The following is a 26,996-nucleotide window of genomic DNA, read 5'->3' on the forward strand; positions in this document are numbered from 1 at the left end:
TCCATGGCTTTACCTGACGCAGAGGACTCCGCGTACGGCGTCAGCTTCTTCCAACGGTTAGAAACTGACGCACCAAAGCGGTCTGTCACTCAGGGACCAGATACCGATGAGGTTCTGCAGTCGTTGAAAAGAAATGTCACCAATCTTCTGAATGCGCGAATGGGAGAGTCCCTTAGCGCACCGGATCTTGGGTTGGTTGATTTCAACGACGCGTCCCTGAGTTCACATGACTTGGCTTTGCAGATACGCCGAGCCATTCGACGATGCATTGAAACCTATGAACCACGGATAAAGAGCATGGATATCCATGTGTTACCGGACAACGGTTCTCCGCTGAATCTCAGGTTTCAAGTTACCGCATCAATCAATGCAGGAGCCTTGCACAGGAATGTGCAAATGGAACTTCTGTTGGATAGCAATCGAAAGTACAGAGTAGTTTAAGTGTCACGGAATCGATTTTTCAGGGATGAGCTGGCGTTCTTGCGTGAGCAGGGCGTGGAGTTTACAGAAGTTTACCCTCAGCTTGCCCGCTTTCTGAACAGCAGAAATACCGACCCGGATGTCGAGCGTTTACTTGAGGGTTTTGCATTTCTGACGGGAAGATTGCGTGAAAAAGTCGAAGACGAATTTCCTGAACTCACTCACTCGATTATCAATATGCTGTGGCCGAACTATCTTCGTCCGGTCCCCAGCATCAGCATTGCACAATTCTCCCCAGACGAAAAAGCGCTGACTTACGCCCAACAAATCGAGAAAGGCACACAACTTGATGCCAATCCTGTGTTTGGCACTGTTTGTCATTTCAGGACCTGTCGTAATGTCGATATTTATCCATTGCGTCGCGACAAAGTCTCCACCGTTCATACCCGAGATGCATCGCTGGTTGATGTTGAGCTGACGATTCTCGGCGATCAAATGGCGGGTCAGCTGGGCTTGAACTCACTGCGTTTCTTCCTTGGAGGTGAAACCTACAGCGCTGAAATGCTTTATCTCTGGTTGAGTCATTACCTCGATAAAGTTGAAGTGGTGACTGGCGACAAAGTTGTCACTTTACCCAAAAACAGTTTCAGAGCCGTCGGCTTTGACAGCGATGATGCCATCTTGCCGTATCCGAAAAACGTCTATGAAGGTTACCGCATTTTGCAGGAATATCTCTCGTTTCCTGAAGCCTATCTGTTTTTCGATGTCCCCAATCTTGGCAAGTTTGTCCCTCAGGAAGCGCAGGGGAAAATTACACTGCGATTCAGCTTTTCAAAAACGCTTCCGCCTGATGTCCGCGTGAAAGATGAAAGTTTTGAGCTTTACTGCACGCCGATCATCAACCTCTTTTCTCACGATGCGGATCCGATTGATCTCAACGGGAAAAGCACTGAATACAAGATTACGCCTTCCAGCCGTTATGCCTCGCACTACGAAATATTCAGTGTGGATTTGGTTCAGGGCTGGCAGGAAAACAATGTAGGACGCATTCGCGGTCAGGTTCGCACCTATACGCCATTTGAAAGCTTTCAGCATGAAATCGAGCGTGCGCGCGATAGAAAAGCGCTCTACTACCGCGTTCGTGTGAAAGACAGTGTTCACACTGATGGCTTTGATCACCATATCTCTTTCGTCCGAAGTGATGAGACCGAGTGTGTGGATTTCAGCGAGGCGATCTCTCTAAGTTTGACCTGCACAAACCGTCAATTGCCTTTGGAGCTAGGAAAAGGCGATATCAGCATCCCAACGGATTCTTCGCCCGCGTATGCCAAGTTCAGCAACCTGACCGAACCGACTGCGCCCATGCGCCCAATGCTTGATGGCACCTTACTTTGGACGCTGATTTCCAATTTGTCGCTTAACTATCTGTCATTACTCTCCAAGGATGCGCTCTCTTCAGTTTTGCGAGCTTATGACTTCCGCGCCTTGGTTGACCGTCAGGCAGAGCGTGTATCACGCCAGCGTTTGGATGGCATTGTAGATATCCAATCCAAGCCGATCGAAAAACTCATTCGTGGCCTTCCGGTTCGCGGATTGCGTTCAGAAATTACCTTAACCCAAAGTGCGTTTGGCTCTGAGGGCGAGCTTTACATTTTCGGTACCGTACTTAGCCGATTCTTCTCACTTTACGCCAGCATCAACTCCTTCCACGAGTTGGTGATCATCAATGCTGATAATCAGGAAAGGTATACATGGGGCATTCAGAACGGACAGCAACCTCTGATATAGAGGAAACTGTTGCCCCTGACTTTCATGAAAAGGACGGGGGCGATAACAAGAGATCGGGCCTGCCTAAAAACGTCAGAGCCTACAACTTCTACCAGTTGGTGGAGCTTATGCACCACCTCAATGATTTGGATCCGGAAAGTGAAAAGTCGACCTCCAGCAAGCTGCTGTTCGGCAACCACCCTGGTCTAGGTTTTGCCGCCAGCGATGTCACTGCGCTGGAAGAAGTGAACGGTGACCGCTATCGCCTTGAAACCACATTCCTTGGAATGAGTGGAGCACAATCGCCACTTCCGGGCTTTTTCCTCGAAGAAATACTGACAGAGAGTGAGGAGACTGGCCTCAGAAAACCGTTTCTGGATTTCTTCAACCACCGAATTATCACACTGGTTTACCAAATCTGGCGCAAATATCGCTACTACATCCGCTTCCGTGAAGATGCTTCAGATGCTTTTTCTGCACAGCTTTTCGCACTGGTCGGTTTGGCTGACAGTGACCTTCGCGGTGAGACCCCGATTAATTGGTGCAAGATGCTCTCTTACGCCGGCACGTTGGCTGGACGTAGCCGTTCCCCTCAAGTGGTCTGCGGCATCATTGCGCATTGCTTTGATCTGGAAGATGTGACCATCCGCCAATGGGAATTGCGTCATGTTGATATTCCCCAAGATCAAAAAATGAGTCTGGGAATGGCCAATGTGGCATTGGGTATGGACACGGTGATTGGCGATAAAGTCGCAGATCGCAGTGGCAAATTTGTGATTTGCATTAATGGACTCACACAAGCGCGTTTCCGCGATTTTCTCCCTTCTGGGAAGGAATACATGCCTTTGCTCACACTGGTGGAGTTCGTGCTGCGCGAGCAAATGGCTTTCGATTTGGAACTTGGTTTGAAGCCTGACCAAGCACCGCCTATGCGTCTTTCAGCGCAAAATCCGGCATCACTAGGTTGGTCATCCTTTACGGGCGAGTTAGACCGACCGCGGATGGTGCGCATTCAGGCTCGGCAGTAGAGGGAAATATGTCTCAACACTATCCCAAGATAGAACAGGAATCGCGGTTGCAGCAGGCAACACTCACGGTAACTAACACCCAGAACCTAGAAGCAGGTTTGTCCGCAACGCACGTGTTTACTAATGAAGGTGGCTCAATTGGTTCTAGTGGTGCCGATGAATGGAACCTGATCGACAGAGAAGGCCGAGTGTTCCCGCATCACGCTGAGATCGTTGAAATCGATGGCGAGCTTTGTCTGCTAGATGTTCGCGGCGCGAGCTACATGAATGGCGCCACGATTCCCGTGGGCGCAGGCAAATCCGCGCGTTTGAAAGACAATGACATAGTCCTGATTGGCCCTTACCAAATCCGCATTCACTTAAGCGCTGCTGGCTCAGATGGCTCGGGCAAGCAGCACGGACTAGAGAGTGTTTTCCTGACGGAAAAAGACGCGACGCAGATTGGTGCCGAACGCGAAGACAGTGATGTTGAAAACCCTGATGACGCGGTAATTGATGACCCCTTGGCAGCACTTGACGCTGCGGCTCCCCAAATTTCTTCTGGTGATGACCCATTGAGCGAGCACCAGGAAATGTCTGCTGAGCAGTTGAAAGAAAGCTACCTGCTGGCAAAAGACACCGAATGGCATGGCGCAGAGAAAACCGTTCATGCAGACAGCGAATACGAAATGAGTTCAGCGATCACGCTGAAACGGACTTTACCCTATGAGGATGCCCTGATGGATGACAAAACCCTTGAACGCCTGGAACAAGAAGTAGGGCGTGACTACGCAAATGCTGACAAGTCAGAAAACGCTTATGGCGAAAACGGATTCAGTGGTTTTGCATCAGGCGAATATGGCAGCGAGGCATCATCGGAAGACGGCAATCACTTGGTAACAGGCCCCATCTTCCGTGGTCTTGGCGTTCAGGCGGGGAACAGCAGCAACATGGCTGAAATGCAGGCACTGTCAGAAGAAATGGGCGCTTCCCTACAATCTGCGATCCGTGGCCTTTTAGCGTTGCATCAGCAGGTCGAAGAAAGCCGCTTTGGCATGATGAACAAGAACCTTCAACCTATTGAAGACAACCCACTTCGCCTTGGTCTGCCCTATGAAGAAACGGTTGAAACCATGTTTGATCGTGACCGCAGTATGGTTCACCTATCTGCCCCTTCAGCGATCAGCGAAAGCTTGACTAACATCCAACACCATAACGAAGCCGTGCAAAGCGCCACCGTGGAAGCACTAGGCCAAATTCTCCGTGCATTCTCGCCGGAGGTGCTGATGCGCCGATTCAGTGCTTATCGCCGTCCTGGTGAAGTGTCGCCAGAGTCTGCAGATGCATGGGCATGGAATATGTACAAAAACTACTACAAGGAACTGACTTCAGACCGTCAGCGTGGCTTTGAAAAGTTGTTCTGGGAAATCTTTGATCAGGCTTACGACAGAAAGATTCGTGAGAAACAGCTGGAGGTATAAGGCGATGAAACGTCTGCTAGGTTGCTTTCTGTTACTCACGCTTTTTGGTTGTTCGAGCAGCGATGAAGCGCTGCCAAAAGATCAACCGACAACGGTGACGTTCAGTTTAGTGGCGACACAAAAGGTCAATCCCAACATCAGTGGCGATGCGACACCGATTGAAGTGCAGATCTTTGAACTGGAAGATGACTCCATGTTCCTGGCGTCAGGCTTTGACCAACTGGCAGGCGATGCTGAAGCCGCGCTGAAAAGTAATTATGTCGACCATCGGGATTTCTCTTTGATTCCGGGGCAATTCAAATTTATCGACCATTTTGAAATCGATGAAGCGACGCGCTACATCTCCGTGATGGCGCGCTTCTCTGACCCAGATGTCAGTGATTGGAAAAAAGTCGTCAAGGTTCTGCCGGTCGGTCGGGTTTACCACCTGCTTATGTACTTCGATGGTACCGAAGTGGTTCTGGATAAAGTGGAGTAAAAATGTCAGCGAGAAACCGGGTTGTCTGGAACGAAGGGCTTTTTGTTAAGCCACAGCATTTTCAACAGCAACAGCGCAATTTGGAATATCAGCTGGATGAGCGCGTAGGCTCTGTCAGCCGCTATCTCTATGGCCTGACTGAAATGACGCTGAACGCTGAGTATCTAAGCTTTGGTCGTATTGCGCTCGATAGTGCATCAGGCGTGATGCCGGACGGGACTGTCTTCCGCATTCCGCAGGAAGACATGCAGCCAGAAGCGTTAGAAGTGGCTGACAGCTCACTGGCGAACCAAACGATTTACTTGGCGATTCCTCTTCGCAGTGACTCAATCACCGAAGTGACTTGGCCGGAAGGAGCAGGCTCAGGCCGATACACTTCTGTGAGTCAGGAAGTACGTGATATTCACACTTACCAAGGTGACATGGCACCGATTGATGTGAGTCCGGTTTGCCTGCGTTTGATGCTGGAAAAAGAAGACCGCAGTGCTTACGCCTCCATCGCGATTGCCCGCATTCTGGAAAAGCGTCCTGACGGCAGCGTGTTGCTCGATGACAGCTTCGTACCTTGCCACTTGAACGTTGGTGCAGTGTCCGTGCTTCATCGTTTTATTGGCGAAATGGCGGGACTGATGCGTGAACGTGCAAAGAACATTTCCCAACGCATTGGCGCGCCAAGCCAAGGTGGTGTGGCAGATGTTTCCGACTTTATGTTGCTTCAATCGTTGAATCGCATGCAGCCGCAACTCCAACATCTGTCGCGACTGCGTAGCCTCCACCCAGAAAGGTTGTATGAAGCTTTGTCTTCCATGTGTGGTGAGCTGGCAACCTTCACCGATGAAAGCCGCATGGCACCGGAATTTGGTAGCTATCAGCACGACATGCCGGTTTCTTCATTCAAGCCGGTGATGACCAGACTTCGTCAGTCTCTCAGCATTGTGCTGGAGCCGCGTGCAGTCTCTATTCAACTTCATCAACGCAAGTACGGCCTTATGGTGGCACCGCTTCAGGATCCTTCGCTGGTCCGCGATGCCGATTTCATTCTGGCAGTACGCGCCCGTATGCCAATGGAAGAGCTTCGCAAGCTTTTTGTACAGCAAACCAAAGTGGCTTCTGTGGAAAAAATCCGCGAACTCATTTCACTGCAACTACCAGGTATTCCGGTTTCTCCGTTGCCGGTCGCGCCACGTCAGTTGCCGTACCACGCGGGATACACCTATTACCAGCTGGATAAAACCAGCGCTGCCTGGGCGATGTTGGCCAATGCCAGCGGTTTCGCCTTCCACGTCGCCGGTAACTTCCCGGATCTCGACCTGCAATTCTGGGCAATAAGGAGCTAAGCCATGGCAGAAATGTATATCGATGCGCCGGATAAAGAGCGCCATTACGACCACCTTTTGTTTGACGAAGCGACCAATATCGACGCGGATCAGGATTACTGGTTCAAGCTGCGCGGCGACAACATCAACCCACTGATTGATGCAGCGACCCCCCTACTGGGAATGGCCCTTCGAGTGAGAAAACTCTCCGAATGCCACAACGTGGAAACCATCTACAAACAGGCTGTAGAAGAAGTGAAAGCCATCGAAGTGGAGCTGACAGAAAAAAGTTACGACCACGCAGTGATCCTCGCATATCGCTACGTGCTTTGTTCTTTCGTCGATGAAGCCATCATGAGCACGCCGTGGGGCGCAGACAGTGTGTGGGCAGAGCATTCTTTGTTGACCCGCTTTCACAACGAAACTTGGGGCGGTGAAAAAGTCTTTACCATCCTGTCCCGTCTGGAGAGCGAGCCAGAGCGCTACAAGTCGCTGCTGGAATTCATCTTTCTTTGCCTGACGCTTGGGTTTGAAGGGCGTTACAAGGTGATGGAAAAAGGACGCGAAGAATATGAAAAGGTGATCACAAAGCTTCACCAACTGTTGCGTCAACTGGATGACAACGAACAAGTCTCGCTGACAAGTGCTGCGAATAACGTGGTTTCTACCAAATACCGCCTGAGTAAGCAGGTACCAGTGTGGACGATCTTCGCAGGCTTTATCACTTTGCTTGCGGTGGTGTTTACGGGGTACTCCATCGCACTCAGCAATAAAACATCCAGCGTGCTTGAACAGCTTAATCAACTTCTTCAGTAACAGGTGAACCCGTGATCCGAATAGAACTACATACGTTAATTGGCAAACTTAACCAGCAGACCAAACTGGCGCTGGAGCAAGCGGGGGCGCTGAGTATAGAGCGACAAAATCCGGAAGTGACGGTAGAGCATTTGCTTTTCACTTTGTTGGATAACCCGCTGTGCGATGTACGCGTGTTGCTGAAAAGCGCGGAAGTAGACCATACGCACATTCGTCAATTGACTGGCGATGCGCTCAGCCGTGAAATTGTGCCTGAAAACACACCTTCTTTTTCTCCGCTGCTGGTTGAGCTTCTTCAGGATGCGTGGCTTCTGGGCTCGACTGATCTTGGTCATTCAGAAATCCGCTCGGGTGTTATTTTCCTCGCGGCACTTATCCGCCCGGATCGTTATTTGCCGCTGAACCTTATCCGTCAGCTTGAAAGCGTCAATCGCGAAACGATGAAGAAGCATTTCACGCGACTGACAGAAGACTCCGCTGAAACAGCGGTCAAAGTGGATTCGGCCAAAGGAAAACAAGCAGTACCTGCTGAAGCTGAAACCGCACTGGCGAGATTCTGTACCAACTTCTCGGCAATGGCCAAGCAAGGTGAACTCGACCCTGTGCTTTGCCGTGATGACGAAATTAATCTGATGATCGATATTCTGTGTCGTCGCCGCAAAAACAACCCGATTGTCGTTGGTGATGCCGGTGTCGGTAAAAGTGCCGTTGTAGAAGGCCTCGCTCAGCGCATCGTTGATGGCAACGTGCCGGACTCGTTGAAAGGCATTGATCTGATGTCCTTGGACTTGGGTTTGCTGCAGGCGGGTGCTTCTGTAAAAGGTGAGTTCGAAAAACGCCTGAAAGCAATCATTGATGAGGTAAAAACCTCTCCGGTTCCTATCATTCTTTTCATCGACGAAGCCCACACCATGATTGGTGCAGGCGCACAGGAAGGTGGCGGTGACGCGGCGAACCTGTTGAAGCCAGCTCTGGCACGTGGTGAGCTACGCACCGTCGCGGCAACTACTTGGAAAGAATACAAAAAGTACTTTGAAAAAGACCCAGCATTGAGCCGTCGCTTCCAACTGGTGAAGCTGGACGAACCGAATGTCGAGCAAGCAGTGGATATCATGCGCGGTTTGCATGGCGTTTACGAAAAATCTCACCAAGTGCTGATCAGTGACGACGCTCTGGTGGCAGCGGCGGAGCTTTCCGAGCGTTACGTCTCTGGCCGTCAATTGCCGGACAAAGCCATCGACGTGCTAGACACCGCCTGTGCACGGATCGCGATTAACCAGAGTTCACCACCGCGTCGTCTGGCAGAGTTGGAAACCCGCACCATTCAGCGTCAACGCCAAATCGATATGTTGAACCGTCAGGCAGAGCTTGGCTATGACGTAGACGAAGCGCTGCTTGCATCACTCGAAGCTGACGAAGCAAAAGATCTCGAAGAGCAGGGGGCTTTGCGTGAAGCATGGCGTGTTCAGAAAGATCTGGTTGCTGATGTGATTGAAAAGCGTCAGCAGATTCTTACAGTGCCATCAGAAGATGAAGAGCCACTGAGCGACGAGGATCGCGAAGCCATTCGCAATGAATTACGCGGTTTTTATGCCGAGCTTGACGCCATTCCACACACTGAGCGTTTGGTTCATCCACATGTGGATGCGCAGCAGATCGCCGAAGTGATTGGTGACTGGACGGGTGTTCCTGTCGATCAGATGAACACTGATGAATTGAGCCGTATTACCCACCTTCCAGAACTGCTGGGTAATGAAATCAAAGGCCAGGATGTTGCGCTGGAAGTGATTCACCGTCACTTATTGACTGCTCGTGCTGACCTGCGCCGTCCAGGTCGTCCGAAAGGGGCTTTCTTGCTGGCTGGGCCAAGTGGTGTCGGCAAAACCGAGACTGTGGTGCAACTTGCCGAACTTCTCTACGGCGGCAAGCAATTCCTGACCACCATTAACATGTCTGAATATCAGGAGAAACATACCGTTTCACGTCTGATTGGCTCGCCTCCGGGGTATGTAGGCTATGGCGAGGGCGGCATCTTGACCGAAGCTATCCGCAAAATGCCTTACTCCATCGTGCTGCTTGATGAAGTAGAAAAGGCGCACCCGGAAGTGTTGAATCTCTTCTATCAAGCGTTTGACAAAGGCGAACTGGCGGACGGTGAAGGCCGTGTGATTGATTGCCAGAATGTAGTCTTTTTCCTCACTTCAAACCTGGGCTATCAGACCATCGTCGATTACGCAGAACAACCGCAACTACTGGAAGAAATGCTGTATCCAGAGCTGGCCGCTTTCTTTAAACCAGCACTGCTGGCGCGTATGGAAATTGTGCCTTATCTGCCACTTAGCGGCGATACGCTCAATGCCATTATCAAAGGCAAGCTAAGCCGCTTAGTGAAAGTGTTTGCCCAGCGTTATGACGCGGAAACAGAAATTGATGATGCGCTGGTGGGCGAAATTCAACGCCGTGCTACGCGCTCGGAAAATGGCGCCCGCATGCTTGAAGCCATTATCGAAGGTCAATTGCTGCCACCAGTATCGCTGGCTTTGCTCAATAAGCTTGCCGCTAGAGAGCCTGTGCAGCGCGTTTATCTCACCGCAGAAGACGGCGAGTTTGTCAGCGAGGTGGAATAAGCAATGGCAGATTGGCTTTCACTGGCAGCAACACTTTCTGGTATCCGTGATCAGCAAACGCTCGCGGACACCTTTGTTGATGCGTTGAAATCAAACCTGCAGATCAGCAATGTGTGGGTCATGCTCCCTTGCCAGCAGGGCAGAAAGCTGTGCGCCAAGGGTAATGGCCAACATTTTGACTGGGAAGTGGACGATTTCAGCCATCCGTTTGCGCATGTTTTCCAATCCTCATCAGCCATGCTGCTGGATCCAACCAAGTTAAATTACTGGCAGGAAAATGCGGTTTTCGTTGAGCTCATGAATCATCGCAAGCGCGGTGAAAGTGTATTGGTGATGCCGCTTCCGCCGGGCGCGAGAAAAACCAAAGCAATTCTGACTATCACAGGTTCTTCTCATGAACTGAGCAGTTTGCTGGCTGATCCTCAGTGGCAAAGCATTTGCGAGATCTTCATTAACCAAAGCCAGATTATTCAGGATTTGGGTGAAGAGCATCGCCAGATTTCAGCGCTGAGTTCATCCATCAAGCGTATTCGCAACGATGAGCAGAAGCGCGAACAAGCTTATGAGCTGAAAAACGTATTGATTGGCGAAAGCCGACTGATGCAGGAAATGCGAGAGAAAGTCGTTACTGTGGCGCAATCTTCGTTGAACGTGCTGATTTGTGGCGACACAGGAACGGGTAAAGAACTGGTTGCCCGCGCGGTACATGAACTTTCAGACCGCAAAGGAAAGCCGTTTATCGCCATCAACTGCGCGGCGATTCCTGAAAACCTCCTGGAAAGTGAGCTGTTTGGTCATGCGAAAGGTGCATTCTCTGGCGCTGACCGCGCCAAGCAAGGACTGATTGCTGATGCGCAGGGTGGCACATTGTTCCTTGATGAAATCGGTGACATGCCGTTGGCACTGCAAGCCAAGCTGCTGCGTGTGCTTGAAACCCGCACTTACCGTCCAGTGGGCGCTTCCAGCGAAGTGAATGCAGATTTCCGCTTGGTAGCGGCGACACATGTGGCGATGGAAGAAAAAGCCGAAGAGGGCAGTTTCCGTCGAGATCTTTACTACCGTCTGAATCAGTTCCCGGTCTTCATGCCAGAGCTGAATATCCGCAAAGAAGATGTTCCAGAGCTTTGTAAACACTTCATTGCTGAATACAACAAGCAGGCAGGCGTGCACATTGCAGGTATTCGCTATGCCGCGCTGGATTTGCTGAATCGACATAGCTTTCCTGGGAACGTACGTGAATTGAGAAACCTCATTGAATACGCCTGTGCGCTAACGGTGAATGGTGAAGAAATTACCCCTTCAAGCTTTAGCGGTCGCGTGTTGCAGCAAACCAGCCCAGTCGCCGCGAATTCTGATGATGTGAATTCTGAAAGTTATATCGGCGTGGATATTGATGACATCAACAACCTCAAGGCTGCTGTTCAGAACTTCGAAAGCAGCGTGATTCGCTATCGTCTGTCCAGTTACGGCGGCGATCGCTCAAAAGCTGCGGAAAGCCTTGGTTTACCCAAACGTACTCTCGCGCACAAATGCCTGAAAATGGAGATTGACTGATATGACGTACCAACCAATCTCTTTGTGTTTAATGGCGGGGCTGGCGCTCTCAAGCGCAAACACGCTGGCAAACGAGACTGATAACAAGGCACTGATTCAAAGCGCCTCAGAGTGTGTGAATATTCCAGCAAGGCTCGACCGGTTGGCGTGTTTTGATGAGGTGTTCAAAACGCCTGTTTCTGGTCAGCCAGAAGCTAGTGTCATTGTGCAAAAACCGGAAGCATGGGAACGTGCTAAACAGAGCGAATCTGAACGAAATGAAGATGAGACCGGTTTTGCGCTTCGCTATGCCAATCGGGCTGAACCTAAATCTGGCATTTGGATGACAGCGACTGCATTGCCTGACAGAAACCAGAAAAAGAATGAAATGCCCATTCTGATGTTCAGCTGTATCGACAATATCAGCCGGGTTGAGTTGATACTGCCAACCGCAACATCTGAGGGCAAAGCGGAAGTGATGGCTTCTTCAGGTTACAGTGTCACACAGCGTTGGTTAAGCGATGACACTGGCAACATCATGCGTGCGGGTCGTGGTATTCCAGCTATTGATGTGATGAAGGCTTTGATGTCCGGTCAACGCGCGGTGCTTCGCTCTGATTTGGAGGCGATCGGTAACCTGACGTTTGATACTGCCGATTTACGCGAGAGCATCAAACCCATGCGCCAGACATGTCGTTGGTAGAGGAGCAAATCATGGATATGCAAACCTACCGAGAGAGAGTCGCGAAGCCGATTGCCGGAGAAAACCCGGTCGGTGAACGTCTGCTTGACGATGCGCTGTTGGACTTTGTTGAAACACAAATGATGAAAGTCGGCTCACTTTCTCACGCAGAAGTGCAGTGGGGGGAAGCTGAACAAAGTGCGATGAAGCTGATTGAGACGCAAACCAAAGACCTCAAACTGCTGACTCATCTTCTGCAGTGTTTGCAGTATCAGTCTTCACCGGAGCGTTTCACTCTATCGGTGTTTATCCTGGCGGATTTCATCGCAGCCTACTGGGAGACTTGTTATCCCGCTCCCGGCCCGCGTGGCGTATTGCCGCGTCGTAAGTTCTTTTACCAGATTGTTCAGCGCACTGAGAAAGCGGCTGAGAAGCTCGACTTCTCCATGTTCGATGTCGATCAGAAAGAAGACGTGGAGAACGCGCTAAAAGAACTCGAAGCGGCGGCAGAAGAAAAAGATCTGCCGACAGAAGGTGTGTTAGATATCGCTTCCTTGCTGAAACGAAAACTGGCAAATCCAGAGCCGCAAGTTCAACAGGCACCTTCGTCTACACCCTCTGAAACGGCGTCCTCGTCAGCCAGTGCACCTTCTCCGAAACTGGAGATAGACGGTAGTTCAGACCGCGCTGTTAAACAAACGCTATTGAAAGTGGCTGAGTTTGTCTCTGAGTTGGATGGCGGCATTGCATTGGCACTGCGTCTTCGTCGCTTTGCCGTGTGGTTCTCTATTACCTCTGCGCCGGATGCAGAGGCGAACGGTGAAACACAGCTTATGCCGGTCTCAGCAGACCGCATTTCAGAGTATGAAGATCAACTTAGCCGAGGTGCTGACCACGCGCTTTGGCGCAAGGTAGAACAGAGCCTCACAGTCGCACCTTACTGGATTGACGGTCATTTTCTCAGTTATCGCATCGCGCTCAAACTCGGCAACACAGAGTGGGCAGATACCATCGCTTCGGAAGTCCGGAGTTTTGTGAAGCGTGTGCCTGCAGTGGCCGAGCTTAGCTTCAAAGGCGGCATGCCTTATGTCGGCGAAGAAACACGTCGTTGGCTTGATGAAGGTGACACCTCAAGTACGGGCTCAGCAACCACCTCTGATTGGGATGGAAAGCGTAAAGAAGCATTCACCCTCGCAGATGAAGGCGGCCTGTCGGTGGCGTTAGCCATGCTCAATGATGGCCTATCAACATCCAAAGAACCCAGAGACCAGTTTTATTGGCGCATGCTCTCAGCAGATGTCATGAAGCGTCACAACCTTTCTGCCATGGCAGATCAGCACTACCACCAACTTTTAGAGCAGGCCAACCATACCTCGCTCACCGATTGGGAACCCGCATTGATTCAACGTTTAGAAAACATTGCGAAGTCATAATTTAAGCAGGGATCGAAACAAATGTTCAGCAAGTTAAAATCGCTTCTTCTGAAAATGCTACCCGCCATGAAATCGGCGTTACCTATATTGCTGGTGGCCATTTTCGTCTTGATCAATGTCGCGATATGGTGGGCGGGTCCGTGGCTTAAAATTGACGAGAGCCACCCGCTGGAGCCCGTTACAGCTCGCCTTATTACCAGTGTAATTTTCTCCCTTTTCTGGTTGGCGGCTTGGGGCTTTTTGCAATGGCGAAAACTCAAAGGTTACCATGCAGATCAGGCGCGGGAACGTCAGCTACAGGAAGACCCAATCCAACGCTATGAAGAGCGTCAGGAAGCTGAGCTCAATCAGGTGATGACTGCGCTACATAAGAGCCTGAACAAGCGAAACTACCTGTATGCTTTACCTTGGTATTTGGTCCTTGGGCCAGAGAATGCGGGTAAAACCAGCTTAATTAACCGTTCAGGCCAGAACTTTGTTTTCTCATCTGTCATGCGTGCATCGGGCACGAAAAGTGAAAATCCGTTTTCCTTTGACTGGTGGATTGGTGATGACTCAGTACTTATCGACCCCGATGGTGAGCTGCTAACGCAACGGGCAACGAGTAGCGATGGTGAAGGGGAGATGGAGCGCCGCCTCTGGATCCACTTCGTCAGATGGCTTGAAAAAACGCGAAGCCGCCGCCCATTAAACGGTGTGGTGATTGCGCTGGATGTGGCGAAGCTTGCCACTGCCACGACGACTGAGCGTCTCGCGCACGCTAACCTGATCCGTGCCCGTCTGCGTGAGCTGATGGAAACCCTGTCTACCCGTCTGCCTGTTTATGTATCGCTGACTAAGCTCGACTTGCTTCATGGATTCGAACCCTTCTTCCGCAACTACTCGAAAGCTGAGCGCGAAGAAGTCATGGGATTCACTTTTACACTCGATTCCGTGGATGATCTTGATAGTTGGTTAAATGAGTTTGATAAAGACTTCGGGCAGTTTGTCGAGCGCGTTAACAAGATGCTGCCAACAGCTTTGATGCAGTGTTTCGATGGTGAAGATCGCACTGCAATCTACAGCTTTAGCCGCCAGATGGCAGGTCTGCACGATGTGTTGAAACAATTCCTGCAAGATGCGTTCGGAAGTGATCAGTTCTCCACTTCAGCACTGGTGCGTGGGGTATATTTCACCTCTGTATATCAACAGGGTGTGCCAACCAATGCGTTCATCGATTCTGCCTCTCGCCGCTATGGTATTTCCCATGCGGTGAATACGGCACAAAACGCTGCAAACTCGACCACTTACTTCACGCAGAACCTTTTCAACAAAGTGATCTATCCGGAAGCAGGTTTGGCGTCGGATAACTTCCGTGTGGCGAAAACCAAGCGCCGCGTGATCATGTTGTCGGCCGTTGCCTGTGGTATTGCGTCAATTCTATTGATCGGTTCCTGGCACAAGTACTACCTGAAAAACGTTAAACAGGCGGATGCAGTATTAGCCAAGGTTAACGAATACGAGAACAACTATGCATCTGAGGCGATTATCGATAATGGCGTCGATATCCTCGCGCCGTTGGATACGATTCGTCAGGCAACACTGGAGTTTGGGTTTTTCCGTGAAAAACCGAAGTTCATTTCAGATTTAGGTTTGTACCAAGGCCATGTCATTGGGCCACAAGTCGAAAGCACGTATCTCAGCCTGCTTGAAAATCGTTACTTGCCAGCTTTGATGAAAGTGGCAGCTGCAGATGTTGTTGGTGCAGACGATGACGAGAACAAACTGGGATCGCTGCGTGTTTTCCGCATGATGACGGACGATGATGGTCGTTATCAGAACATGGTGCAGAATTATTTTGCCAGTAAGTGGCAAGAACAGTACGAAGGCGACCGTGAAACACAAGAGCGCCTGATGCAGCACTTGGATTACGCGATGGAGCATACCGATCTGGTGGGTGATCGTGTTGATGGGCAGGAAGATGCAGAGAGAGTGCTGGCGCCATACGATGGACTTATTTACAACGCTCAGCGCGAACTGAGCCGTATGCCAATCGAGCAACGTGTTTATCGTAACCTCAAGCAAGCGTCGACGGCGATTTTAGGTTCTCCAGTCAATTTGGCAACCTCCATCGGACCTGTGTTTGATGTGGTCTTTACCGAGCGTGTTTCGGAAGCGAACAACCTTGATATCCCCCGTATCCTGACCAAGAAAGGTTTCGAAACCTACTTCATTCCTGAATCAGACTCTGTTTCAGAATTGGCGCTGGTAGATAGCTGGGTGTTGGGGCAGGTTGAATCGATAGATTTCTCTGATGAAGATAAGCGCGTATTGAGAGATAAGATCCGCAGCCTGTATGTGGCGGATTACTCCGATACCTGGCGTCGTGCGACTAACGATATCGATGTGAAATCTTTTCCGGATATCTACAACGCAGTGCTTGTGCTGGAAAGTGTTACAGGTAACAACCAGCCTCTGCACCGCTTGCTTGAAGAAGTCACGGATAACACAGATTTATTCCCGGCCTTGCCTGAAGGCGACGCAGCAAAAGAAGAATTGCTCAAGTCTCCGCGCTATCGTGTTGCAGCGATGGTTGATAACCAATTCTCCTCATTGAATGGACTTTCGGAAACCGAACCGGGTAAACCGATTTACCTTGATGAAGTGATGGATGCGGTCACCCAATTGACAGCTTACATGAAGTCAATCAACGATGCTCCGGATGTCGGTAAAGCGGCATTGGACGCGACCAAAGCGCGTCTCTCGCTGAACAACTCTGATCCTATTTATGTGCTGCAGCGCATTGCGTCTGGCATGCCACAACCTTACGACATCATGCTGAAAAAATTGGCAGATGAGAGCTGGTATGTGATTCGTCAGGAAGCCATTCGTTATCTGGAAGTTCGCTGGGCGGCGGATGTATTCAATCCGTTCCAAAGCAAACTCGCCTCGCGCTATCCGTTCAATGTACGTTCATCTAAAGATGTGGCGCTGGAAGACTTCGAAGCTTTCTTTGCCCCTAATGGCATTCTGAATAACTTCTACGAGACCAATCTGCGAATGTTCCTCGAAGATACGGGTGAATTTACTTCAGAAGAAGGGGGTAAAACCCTTATCCGCCGGGATGTGCTGAATCAAATTGACCGTGCAAGAGCGATTCAAGGTGCGTTCTTCAATCGTAAGGGCGTGCTGGATGTGGAGTTCACGCTTGAGCCGATTGAGCTGAGCGCAAATAAAAGACGTTCTGTCATCAACATTGATGGTCAGTATGTTCAATACAGCCACGGACCGCGCAAAAACGTAGGATTGGTATGGCCAAATACACTTCGTGAAGCTGCGGTCAGTAAAGTCACTCTGGTTCCTGTGGCAGCGAATGCTTCGCCAAGAGGGATCAGTATTCGAGGACCTTGGGCGTTTTTCCGCTTGCTGGAACAGGCCGAGGTTGTGGGATCAAGCTCAACCAGTGTTGATTATCGCTTTAACATTGACGGTGGAAACGTGATGTACCGTCTGCACTCTGAAGCAGACAGCAATCCGTTTACGGCGTCGATATTCCGAGGATTCAACCTGTCGCGGACCCTATATTAACGACAATAAAACCAAGCTACCAAAGGTCAACTGACCCTTTATCAACCGACAATAGGTAGCTTGATATAAAAACAAGGACAAACACAGTGTCGCAGTGGATGTTGACGGACATCGATGGCGTAAAACTGGCAGAAAATAGCGCAAAACTGCGGGACTCTTCTGACTACCAGAAAATACGCAGCGAGATAAACCGACGCTTTAACCCGCTTGCTGGCTCGACGAACTGGACGAAGGTTCGTGAGCTTTGTGAAAAAGTGGCAATAGAAGAAGGGGCAGATCTTCTCGTTGCCATCTACTTCACGGTTGCCTCGATGAAAACGCAGGGCCTTTCCGGTTTTGCTAACGGTTTAGAACTTCAGGTGGCGGTGTTGCGTGCGCCTGACGATGAGAACATGCCTCATGCTAAACGTGCTGAGCTCTATCGCTGGATGCTTGGACGTATCGGCGAGGAGGTTCGCGCGATTCAGCCAAGTATCGGCCAGCTTCGTGATTTATACCGTTGTGAGCGCGCCCTTGAAGCGATAGATAGAAATCTTTCCAAAGATGGCGGAGGTAAAGTCGACGATTTGGACGTGCTTGGCTTTACCATCTTCGAGCATATCGATCGCTTAGAGCGCCAAAGCAAAGGTGTTGCAATCGCGCCTCCTTCCGTTGAGGTAGAAGTGAAAAAGCAAAACGTCGGTGCAATGATTTTTATCAGTGGTCTGCTTGTTGGTGCAGCTTCGCTTTACGGACTGTTGGAAGTGCAGGGGAGCGCTGAAACGCCGCTTTCAACCCTGACTATTGCGGGCGCTGAACCCAAGGTCATTTCCTTGGAAGAAGCACAATCGATCCGTGCGGAATACGGCTCTCAGGCTTTGAAAGAATATCAGGCACAGTTGCTTCCAAGTTATGCTGACAAAGTGTCGATACTGACAGCATCGAATATTGGCGATAACTTTGCAGCGGGTATGGAATATGCCGATAGTCTTCAATACCTTTTCCCTGATACGCCGGAAGCGGAACAGGTCGCCAAGTCACTTCAACACTGGCAGTCTGGATTAGTTGCAGAATTTGATGCAATAAATGAAAAATTCGAAACCGCCCGAACTCGAGCTGCGAATATCAGCTTGTATGCCAAAAGTGGTCGAGCAGACCAGGTTCAAGCTCTCGCTCGAGGGTTGGAAAATTACGCTATTAGTTTGTCTCCGCTAGTCGCCCGAATTTCTTTTGCTGAAAAACTGATCAGTGATGGTGACGTTGAAAAGGCGAAACAGGAGCTAGATGTCTTAGATAAGCAACTGAAAGCATTAGTGATGAAAAAGATGTTAGTGAGAGAGACGTTGTTTGAGAGTGAGCAATTAGAAGTTAAGCAAGAATAGGGAGCCATTTGGCTCCCTATTCTGTGTAGGTGTGAGTTGGATTTAAAAACTCAGCGACGGACCAAATACGAGAGCATCGTTGCTGTTGTCGGCTTGTATGAGGAGGAATTAGTAGTTGCTCCAACTAACTTTCACCCCGTCGCCGCTTGGCTTACGACGTGAATTGTTGGGTTTGCGATTATTCGGCTTAGCCTTGTTTGAGTTTGGTTGGCTTGCATTGCCATTGCCATTGCCATTGCCAGCGCGGCGCGGCTTACCTTCACCGTTGTTCGTGCGATTGCCAGTATTGTTACCCGCTGGCTTTTGGCCCTGCTGTCCGCCATTACGAGGCTTACCTTTATACGGCTTTTTCTTCTGTGGCGCTTTGTCAGTGTTTGGCTGACCGTTGTTGGCTTTTGTCACACCTGATTTAGGTGCTGCTTTTGCCTCTCCGTTTTGAGCTTTTGGTTTTTTAGGCTTTTTCGGTTTCTTTGCTTTGATGGGGCGAGTATCCAGCGCCTTCTCTGGCAGTGCATTGGTTGGTTTGAAACCTTCCAGTTCCTCACGGCGTAACAGGTGTTGAATCAAACGCTCTATACCAAACAGATCATCTGCGTCGTCCGCACACACCAGTGAAACTGCTTTGCCGGGTTCACCTGCGCGACCAGTACGACCGATGCGGTGAACATAGTCTTCAGCCACATGTGGAATTTCAAAGTTCACCACTTGTGGCAGTTGTGGAATGTCGATACCACGGGCTGCAATGTCAGTAGCAACCAGCACGCGAACGTCACCGGATTTAAAGTCAGCCAGCGCTTTAGTACGGGCGCTTTGGCTCTTGTTTCCGTGAATAGGCGCAGCAGTGATGCCCTCATCGTTCAGGAAGTGGGAAAGCTTGTTGGCGCCGTGCTTGGTGCGGGTGAATACCAGTACCTGTTTCCAGTCGCCATCTTTAATCAGCTTTGCCAGCATGGCTGGTTTCTTTTTCTTGTCCGCTGGGTAGATCCATTGCTCAACGGTGCGAGCTGTTGAATTCGCTGGCGTTACAGAAATCTCCACAGGGTTGTTAACCAAGCCTTTCGCCAGGTCGCGGATTTCATCAGAAAACGTTGCAGAGAAAAGCAGGTTCTGTCTGTTCTTCGGCAGCAGATCGAGGATCTTTTTGATGTCGCGGAAGAAGCCCATATCCAGCATGCGGTCTGCTTCATCCAATACAAGCACTTCAAGCTGCGAGAATTTCACCGCGTTTTGCTGATAAAGGTCCAGCAGGCGGCCAGGAGTCGCCACCAGAATATCCGTACCTTTGCGAAGGTTCATCATTTGAGGGTTAATCTTCACGCCGCCGAAAACCACGCTGGAGCGCAGGCGAAGGTGGCGGCTATAAACCACTGCATTTTCGTGTATCTGTGCCGCCAACTCGCGGGTTGGGGTCAGGATCAGTGCACGAATGTGATTCGGACGCGTACGCGAACCTTCGCTCAAACGCTCAAGGATCGGCAGAACGAAACCCGCGGTTTTACCTGTACCTGTCTGCGCAGCGGCCATGACGTCCTTCCCTTCCAGGACAGCAGGGATTGCCTGAGCCTGAATAGGAGATGGTGTGTCGTAACCTTTTTCCTGAATAGCACGAAGGATTGGCGCAGAAAGACCTAGATCGGTAAAACCCATAAATTAACTTCTCGGTAAGTGAGTGCCCAAAAACGGGCTCGGTCGGCAAGTGTGCCGAAGACTGGGACAAAGGGGCGCTATTCTGCGCTTTTACCTTGGATAGGGCAATGAATATCTGAAAATGGCTGGATGGGGGTATATGTATGTGACGATTTACGCCAAACATCAATCATAAATACAGGCACTGCTTCAAGGATAAGACGTTGATGATCAGTGCGCTAGATATACTCAGTTGAATATCCATTCGGATCTATCCTATGCAGAAACCTTCCCATTTACTTATCGCATGCAATGAATGTGGATTAGTTTCTGCCATTCCTCATATGGAAGGCAGCAGTAAAGCGAGTTGCCCTCGATGCGGGCATACACTGGTGAGACAGGTCGAAAACAGTGCTTCCAAAGTGCAGGCATACGGTACTTCCTGCCTTGTCATGCTGCTGCTCAGTTGTGTTTTTCCTTTTATGTCATTCAGTGCCAGTGGGATCAGCAACAAGATTTCATTGTTGGATGCGCTGGAGGTCTTTCATACTTTCGACAACAACGCGCTCGCCGCTATGTTGCTCATCACTATTATTGTTTTGCCTGCTATATACATCAGTCTTGTGATGTTCCTTTTTCATGTGGCGAACAAATCTTCTAAGGGTAGGGAAGTGAATACGCCACCTTCACTGTTAAAACAACTTAGCCGCTTGGTATTTCGCGCAGAGATTTGGTTGCTGGTAGATATCTTCCTGGTTGGCGTGATTGTCAGTCTGGTGAAGATTGCCTCATTGGCAGACGTGGAGCTGGGTACCGCTTTCTGGACTTACTGTGCTTACAGTACGCTGGTCGTGTTTTTCTCCCGGGCGATTGATAAAGAATGGCTGTGGGAAAACCTGTTTCCAACCTATACGAGTAGAGACGTTAAACCGGGTGATACCCACCTCTCAGGAAATCACATTGGCTGTCGTGTCTGCCAACAAATCAACGAACCTCAGCACAAACATTGTCAGCGCTGCGACAGTCGACTTCATCCCTATAATCCAGCCATGAATGTAGGCTGGTCGTGGTCTTTTCTGGTTAGCGCCGTCATTTTCTATGTGCCAGCGAATCTCTATCCGATGATGTACACCGCCAGCCTTGGAAGCATTGAACGTTCTACCATCATGGATGGCGTTGTCCTGCTTTGGAATCTGGGGTCTTACCCCATCGCCGCCATCATCTTTATTGCCAGCGTATTCGTGCCCATGACCAAAATGCTGATCATGGTATGGCTGCTGAGAGCTGCGAATAGCGGTGTGGCAGAAGACAGTGACGCACTAAAAAAGCTCAAATACTACCGCTTTACTGAACTCATTGGTCGATGGTCAATGATTGATGTCTTTGTGGTCGCCATTCTTTCCGCCTTGGTCAATCTCAAAGGGCTGATGAGCATTAGCCCTGGGCCCGCAGCATTCTATTTTGCGCTGGTGGTGTTTTTCACTATGTGTGCCGCATTGATTTTTGACCCCCGTGTTTTCTGGGGACCGCTTAAACATCGTGACGCAGCAAGCACATCACCAGTCTTAAATGACGCTGTATAACAACGAAAAACAAGAGATAACAACGTATGAGTGATGAAGAACAAGTCACCGCGAAAGTGAAAAAAGGACGTTCCTTTTCTGCGGTTTGGATTCTGCCGATAGTGTCTCTTGCTGTGGGTATTTGGATGTTTTACCAATACGAGAGTAACCAAGGCACCTTAATCACTTTGCACGTTCAAACGGCAGATGGCTTAGAAGCGGGCAAAACCGAAATCCGTGCCCGTGATGTCAAAGTCGGCGTAGTCACAGATGTTCAGCTCAATAGTGATTATTCCGCCATTGTCGTTAAAGCAAGGATGGATAAGACCGCGGATCGTATGCTTCGGGAAGATGCCACATTCTGGGTGGTGAAACCGCGCATTGGTAAGGAAGGGGTTTCAGGACTCAGTACTTTGCTTTCAGGGGCATATATTGCGCTGCGGCCGGGTGTGTCAAAAGAATCTCAGGATACGTTTACTGTGCTTGAAGTGCCTCCCATTGCACCGCCCGATGCAAAAGGGCTTCGACTTGTGCTGACTTCGCCAAAAGCCGGGAAGCTCTCGGTGGGGGACCCTGTGCTTTTCGAAGGTTACACCGTTGGTCGCGTTGAACGGGTCGGCTTTGATTTGGAGAAAGAAAAGGCGACATACCAGCTTTTCATTTTCCAGCCTTACGATGCATTAATTCAGAGTGAAACCCGTTTCTGGCTAACGTCCGGGCTGGATATTCGCCTCAATGCCCAAGGTTTTGCGGTGCAGATTGCTTCGCTTGAATCTCTTGTGAGCGGTGGCGTGAGTTTTGGTGTGCCGGATGGACAAGCGAAAGGGTATCCCATTACGGAACAAATGACGCTATTTAAGCTCTATGATGATCTAAAGCAGGTTCAGGATCAGATGTTCGACAACTATCTGGAATACGCGTTGCTGTTCAGCGAATCCGTCCGCGGATTGAACCCAGGCGCACCTGTGGAGTATAGAGGTGTCCGAATCGGCACAGTGAAAAAGGTGCCGCTCCATCTTACGGATAAAAAGCGGGGCTTTGCTTCCAAGCAAATTCCTGTGCTTATTCACATCGAGATCGAGCGCATTCTTGAACCGGACGTGGAAATCACGCCGTCTGAGTTGAAAGAAGCGTTTGCCGCCGAGTTTAAGCATGGGCTTCGCGCAACATTGAAAACCGGGAACTTGTTAACCGGTGCGCTTTATATCGACACCGACTTTTTCCCTGATGAGGCCAACAGTGAGTTTTTAACAAGCTATCGCGGGTATGACTTTTTCCCTTCCGTATCTGGTGGTTTCGCTCAATTTCAACGTCAGATTGGCAGCATTCTTAACAAGATTAACAAGCTTCCTGTTGAAGGTGTGTTGACCTCTCTTGAAGAAACGTTGGATGCTTCCCAGGAAACGATGGCAACCCTAAATTCCGCGGGTAAAGAGCTGGATGGATTGATTCAGCGTCTAGATGGCTTGCTTGCTCAGGACGGAGCCCAAAACCTCCCTCAAGAATTGAGAGAAACGTTGGAAGAACTTCAGCGAACCTTACGCGGCTTCAACCCGGATTCAGAGTCTTATCAGAAACTTCAGGAAGCGCTGACAGGTTTTAATGACGCGATGGACGGATTCAGCCCGCTAATGAAAAAGCTTAATCAGAAGCCAGATTCTCTGATATTCGGTGAAAGCCAACTTTCTGATCCTATTCCAGTGAAAGGAGACCGCTAATGAAGAAGCCTTTGCTTGGATTGCTTTTCGCCGCTTTGTTGGCAGGGTGCAGCAGCACACCGGATTTAGCGACCAAAACCTATCTGCTTCCAAAAGCAAAATCCTCAGATGCTGCATTGAGGAAAAGTCAGCCAATATTGTTGATCCAAACTGTGAAAGTGGCTGGGTATTTGGCGGGCGAGGGGATTGCGTACCAAACCTCCGACACTGAGATTGTTATTGCCCAAAACAACCTTTGGGGAGAAAGCCTGTCGCAGCAAGTGACTGAGCGTTTGGTCAACCAACTGCGAACGTATCAGACAGATTATTGGCCTATGTACCCAAATGCATCATTGAATAGTGTGGAAATGCCCAGACTTCAGGTAAACATCAATCGCTTTGATGGAGACTATTTGGGCAATGCCACCGTGGCGGGTGATTGGGTCTTATTGGGAGCCGATGGAGATGTGATTGAGTCCCGAACTTTCTATGCGCAGGAACCCCTGGAAGACGAAGGGTATCAGGCCTTGGTGAATGCACTGTCAAAAGCGCTAGACTCCGCGGTTAGGAACATTGGCTTTGATCTCAATAAAGTGTCGTTTCGCTAATCAAAGTCATAGGATGACTGTCATCTCACTGTCATAATTCATCCCCAAGATCCTGCACCGAAAAATAAAATTAGGGAGATTCGGATGACACATCCAACTTGGGAATTGCCGGTAGAGTCTGGCGCATTAATTTTGACCCCTTGCCCGGGAACCAAAGAGATTTCGTTGTTGGAGAGCCTTCAGCAGCTCAAAGCGCAGGGTGCGACGGCAGTTGTAACTGCGATTAACGAAGAAGAAATGGTATCCAAAGGCGTTGAACAACTGGGTGAACTGGTTCAGGAACTCGGTATGGAGTGGTTCCACATCGTTATTGAGGACGATGAAGCACCAGACGCGACGTTCATGGCGAAGTGGGAAGCGAGCCAATCTGAATTGCATGAAGCGATCGCAAACGGTGACAAGGTTGTCATGCACTGCATGGGTGGTTCAGGCCGCACCGGTTTGCTGGCTGCGCACTTATTGCTAGAGCGCGGTTGGGAGCTGGAAGATATTATTCGTGACGTTCAGGCGCTTCGTCCGGGCGCGTTCACCAAACAGCCTCAAATCGATTATATCCACGCTTTTGTGAGTAAGTGATACCTCAAGGGCGGTTCACAAAAAGCCGCCCTTTACTTCTCTTTGCTATCTATCTTGATGATGGATTCCGTCGATTAACTCACCACTATAACCTCTCAACCCATCCAGCTAATTTCTGTCTATGTATGGAAAATCATACCATTCAAGAAAGAAATACATATTTTTCAATGAAAATTACTGTCAAGTTGTAAGAACGATTACATTGTTTCTAATGCACTGAAAGTTAGACGTTAGAACACTCGTGCTTTTTTCATCGCTTGCCTGCTAAGACTGTCTGACTCTTGCTTTTGCGACACGCCAAACTTTGATAGTTAGCCATCATCCTTTGTGTATTGCAGCACTGATACTGTGTCTGTAGTGGCATATCTTCCGTACGATGATTTAGTCATTTTTAGTCGGGGATCTGTCAGACCACTGTGCCGCTCCCAACGCCAGTTAAATCGATTTCTGTCATGGTTGAGGAGGTCACTCATGCCCGTTGCACTGACATATCCCGGCGTTTACATCCAGGAAATTCCCAGCGGCAGCCGCTCAATAAGTGGTGCTGCGACATCTATCGCTGCGTTTGTCGGTCGCTTTTCCCGAGGACCTTTGAACACACCGGTTCGTATGTTCCATGTCGGAGATTTTGACACCCATTTGGGGGGCGTTCACACCGACAGCGAAGTTAGCTATTCAGTGTCGCAATTTTTTACAAATGGCGGCGGCGAATCTATCGCGGTACGTATCGGAGGTGGGACAAACGGCAGTGCATCCGTTCAAAGCTGGAATGGTGGTACGACATTGGTGTTTAACGCCGGACGCCAGTTCCAGGGACAATCGGTGACCGACCCCGGTGGCTGGAACAATCACATCCGCATTGATATCGACTACATGACGTCTGATCCGGCTTCACTTTTCAATCTATCCGTTACCGAGATCAGACATGTCGATGGCATTGAAGTCCCCGTTCGTAATGAAACTTATCGCAATGTCTCGATGGTCTCGACCAACACACGCTTCGTGCAAAACGTGGTGAATGATGACTCTGTGCTGGTTCAAATCCCTAATTTTGTCGGGACAGACATGCCCGCACCAAGCGGTTTCTATTCCGATGTGCAGGATCCACTGCAATACGCTGGAGTGGCTGCCAACAATACGCTGCAAATTGATCTCGGGAACGGTGTCCACAACGTAGATGTTGATGCCACCACACCACCTACTACCCCAGCAGGCGCGGCGCTGATGCTGCAAAACGCTATTCGTGATACGCGACCTTCCGACCCACTTTGGGCGCAATGCTTGGTGGTGGTTCGGGGTGACAGATTGGCGATTTTCAGCGGCAGAAACAGCACGCAATATCGGGCCGGACAGGTTATCTCGATTGCCGAATCGGCCGGTGACTTCGGTACCGTGATGGGTCTGGTAGGCGCAGGTGCAAGGGCGAACGTCCAGCAGTACGCGATGAACACAGCAGCACCAGCGGGATTCCAAAGCGCGTCGACTGAGGGCGCAGCAGAAGACCTTTCTCTGCTTTCCATCGCGCAACAAGCCGCGCAATTCCGTGGTAACCGCAATGCCAGAACCGGTATATACGCGCTGGAGGATGTTGATATTTTCAATCTGCTGCTGATACCGGAAGCGTCAGATCTGAACAGCGGTAATGTCGCGGATATGTCGAGCGTAATTAGCCCAGCGATTGCTTACTGTGAAGAGCAACGTGCATTCATGCTGATTGATCCGCCAGAGAATGTGAATAGCGCTGAAGAAGCCATTGAATGGCTGGATGAGGTGGCAGGAGCAGGTCTGCGTCACCGTAACACAGCTGCTTACTATCCTCGCGTTCAGGTGCCTGATCCGAATAACGACAACCGTTTACGGACCATAGCGCCAAGCGGTACTGTCGCCGGTGTATATGCTCGTCGTGATTCGGAAGCGGGAATTTGGACGGCAGCAGCAGGCATCACTGCCAGCCTTCGCAATGTGATTAGTTTCAACCACAACCTCACCAACAATGAGATCGGACAGCTCAACCCCATTGGTTTGAATTGCCTGCGAAATGGCGGCATCAGCGGCAATATCGTTTGGGGGGCTCGAACTCTGCGAGGTGCCAACGAGCTGGCCTCAGAGTGGACGTATGTTCCTGTTCGCCGTACTGCGCTTTTCATCGAAGAATCCCTTTTCCGCGGTCTGCAATGGTCGCTGTTTATGCCGAATGACGAACCTTTGTGGTCGGAAATTGGCATTGCCGTTACCAGCTTTATGCAGGGGCTATTCCGTCAGGGGGCGTTTCAGGGCAGTGCGCCGGAACAGGCTTATCTGGTGAAGTGTGATGCCGAAACGACCACACAAGCCGATATCGACGCCGGTATCGTCAATGTACTGGTGGGCTTTGCGCCCCTCAAGCCTGCGGAATTTGTCGTCGTCAGTCTGCAACTGATGAACAACAGTGGAAGCTAA

The 26,996-nt window shown here is 50.1% G+C and carries 19 protein-coding genes; 18 read left to right on the top strand and 1 reads right to left on the bottom strand.

Going from position 1 to position 26,996, the window contains the following annotated elements; genetic code table 11:
• Positions 1-3: 3 nt before the first annotated feature.
• The 13 genes from tssE to K6Q96_RS19520 all read left to right on the top strand — a co-directional run bounded on the left by tssE (position 4) and on the right by K6Q96_RS19520 (position 18,488).
• The gene (tssE, locus tag K6Q96_RS19460; RefSeq protein ID WP_251882062.1) at positions 4-441 is read left to right on the top strand and encodes a type VI secretion system baseplate subunit TssE; all 438 of its coding nucleotides are present in this window, start codon (positions 4-6) and stop codon (positions 439-441) included.
• Positions 442-2,208: a type VI secretion system baseplate subunit TssF gene (gene tssF / locus K6Q96_RS19465; RefSeq protein WP_251882064.1), complete on the top strand. Its 1,767-nt coding sequence runs from the start codon at positions 442-444 to the stop codon at positions 2,206-2,208.
• Positions 2,172-3,215, top strand: a complete 1,044-nt coding sequence (tssG, locus tag K6Q96_RS19470; protein ID WP_251882066.1) for a type VI secretion system baseplate subunit TssG — start codon at positions 2,172-2,174, stop codon at positions 3,213-3,215. The genes tssF and tssG overlap by 37 nt, the downstream gene beginning before the upstream one ends.
• An 8-nt stretch (positions 3,216-3,223) precedes the next feature.
• The gene (gene tagH, locus K6Q96_RS19475) at positions 3,224-4,675 is read left to right on the top strand and encodes a type VI secretion system-associated FHA domain protein TagH (RefSeq protein WP_251882068.1); all 1,452 of its coding nucleotides are present in this window, start codon (positions 3,224-3,226) and stop codon (positions 4,673-4,675) included.
• 4 nt (positions 4,676-4,679) lie between these two features.
• Positions 4,680-5,153: a type VI secretion system lipoprotein TssJ gene (tssJ, locus tag K6Q96_RS19480; protein ID WP_251882070.1), complete on the top strand. Its 474-nt coding sequence runs from the start codon at positions 4,680-4,682 to the stop codon at positions 5,151-5,153.
• A gap of 2 nt (positions 5,154-5,155) precedes the next feature.
• Positions 5,156-6,490 (top strand): type VI secretion system baseplate subunit TssK, encoded by a 1,335-nt coding sequence (gene tssK, locus K6Q96_RS19485; protein ID WP_251882073.1) that lies wholly within the window; start codon positions 5,156-5,158, stop codon positions 6,488-6,490.
• Between the two features lie 3 nt (positions 6,491-6,493).
• On the top strand, positions 6,494-7,285 hold the full coding sequence (gene icmH, locus K6Q96_RS19490) for a type IVB secretion system protein IcmH/DotU (RefSeq protein ID WP_251882075.1): 792 nt from the start codon (positions 6,494-6,496) through the stop codon (positions 7,283-7,285).
• Positions 7,286-7,296: 11 nt separating this feature from the next.
• A complete protein-coding gene (gene tssH, locus K6Q96_RS19495; RefSeq protein ID WP_251882077.1) occupies positions 7,297-9,912 on the top strand; it encodes a type VI secretion system ATPase TssH in 2,616 nt (871 codons plus the stop codon).
• Between the two features lie 3 nt (positions 9,913-9,915).
• Positions 9,916-11,466: a sigma-54 interaction domain-containing protein gene (locus tag K6Q96_RS19500; protein ID WP_251882080.1), complete on the top strand. Its 1,551-nt coding sequence runs from the start codon at positions 9,916-9,918 to the stop codon at positions 11,464-11,466.
• A gap of 1 nt (position 11,467) precedes the next feature.
• Positions 11,468-12,148, top strand: a complete 681-nt coding sequence (vasI, locus tag K6Q96_RS19505) for a type VI secretion system-associated protein VasI (RefSeq protein ID WP_251882082.1) — start codon at positions 11,468-11,470, stop codon at positions 12,146-12,148.
• 11 nt (positions 12,149-12,159) lie between these two features.
• Positions 12,160-13,560 (top strand): type VI secretion system protein TssA, encoded by a 1,401-nt coding sequence (gene tssA, locus K6Q96_RS19510; protein ID WP_251882084.1) that lies wholly within the window; start codon positions 12,160-12,162, stop codon positions 13,558-13,560.
• Positions 13,561-13,581: 21 nt separating this feature from the next.
• A complete protein-coding gene (gene tssM / locus K6Q96_RS19515) occupies positions 13,582-17,127 on the top strand; it encodes a type VI secretion system membrane subunit TssM (protein WP_251882086.1) in 3,546 nt (1,181 codons plus the stop codon).
• Between the two features lie 86 nt (positions 17,128-17,213).
• Complete coding sequence (locus K6Q96_RS19520; RefSeq protein WP_251882088.1) at positions 17,214-18,488, top strand: type VI secretion system ImpA family N-terminal domain-containing protein; 1,275 nt, start codon at positions 17,214-17,216, stop codon at positions 18,486-18,488.
• A 108-nt stretch (positions 18,489-18,596) separates the two neighbouring features.
• Here K6Q96_RS19520 and K6Q96_RS19525 read toward each other — a convergent pair whose 3' ends face one another.
• Complete coding sequence (locus K6Q96_RS19525) at positions 18,597-20,135, bottom strand: DEAD/DEAH box helicase (protein WP_251882090.1); 1,539 nt, start codon at positions 20,133-20,135, stop codon at positions 18,597-18,599.
• A 257-nt stretch (positions 20,136-20,392) separates the two neighbouring features.
• On the opposite strand from K6Q96_RS19525, the gene K6Q96_RS19530 reads away from it, so the two are divergent.
• From K6Q96_RS19530 to K6Q96_RS19550, 5 genes are all read left to right on the top strand, one after another.
• Complete coding sequence (locus tag K6Q96_RS19530; RefSeq protein ID WP_251882092.1) at positions 20,393-21,697, top strand: paraquat-inducible protein A; 1,305 nt, start codon at positions 20,393-20,395, stop codon at positions 21,695-21,697.
• A gap of 26 nt (positions 21,698-21,723) precedes the next feature.
• The gene (gene pqiB / locus K6Q96_RS19535; RefSeq protein WP_251882093.1) at positions 21,724-23,394 is read left to right on the top strand and encodes an intermembrane transport protein PqiB; all 1,671 of its coding nucleotides are present in this window, start codon (positions 21,724-21,726) and stop codon (positions 23,392-23,394) included.
• Positions 23,394-23,981 (top strand): PqiC family protein, encoded by a 588-nt coding sequence (locus tag K6Q96_RS19540; protein ID WP_251882094.1) that lies wholly within the window; start codon positions 23,394-23,396, stop codon positions 23,979-23,981. Before pqiB ends, K6Q96_RS19540 begins: the two co-directional genes overlap by 1 nt.
• An 84-nt stretch (positions 23,982-24,065) precedes the next feature.
• A complete protein-coding gene (locus K6Q96_RS19545; RefSeq protein WP_251882095.1) occupies positions 24,066-24,557 on the top strand; it encodes a cyclin-dependent kinase inhibitor 3 family protein in 492 nt (163 codons plus the stop codon).
• A gap of 471 nt (positions 24,558-25,028) precedes the next feature.
• Positions 25,029-26,996, top strand: coding sequence for a phage tail sheath family protein (locus K6Q96_RS19550; RefSeq protein ID WP_251882097.1), 1,968 nt, complete (start codon positions 25,029-25,031; stop codon positions 26,994-26,996).

The sequence above is a fragment of the Grimontia kaedaensis genome, from assembly GCF_023746615.1.
In the GTDB taxonomy this organism is placed as follows: Bacteria; Pseudomonadota; Gammaproteobacteria; order Enterobacterales; family Vibrionaceae; genus Enterovibrio; species Enterovibrio kaedaensis.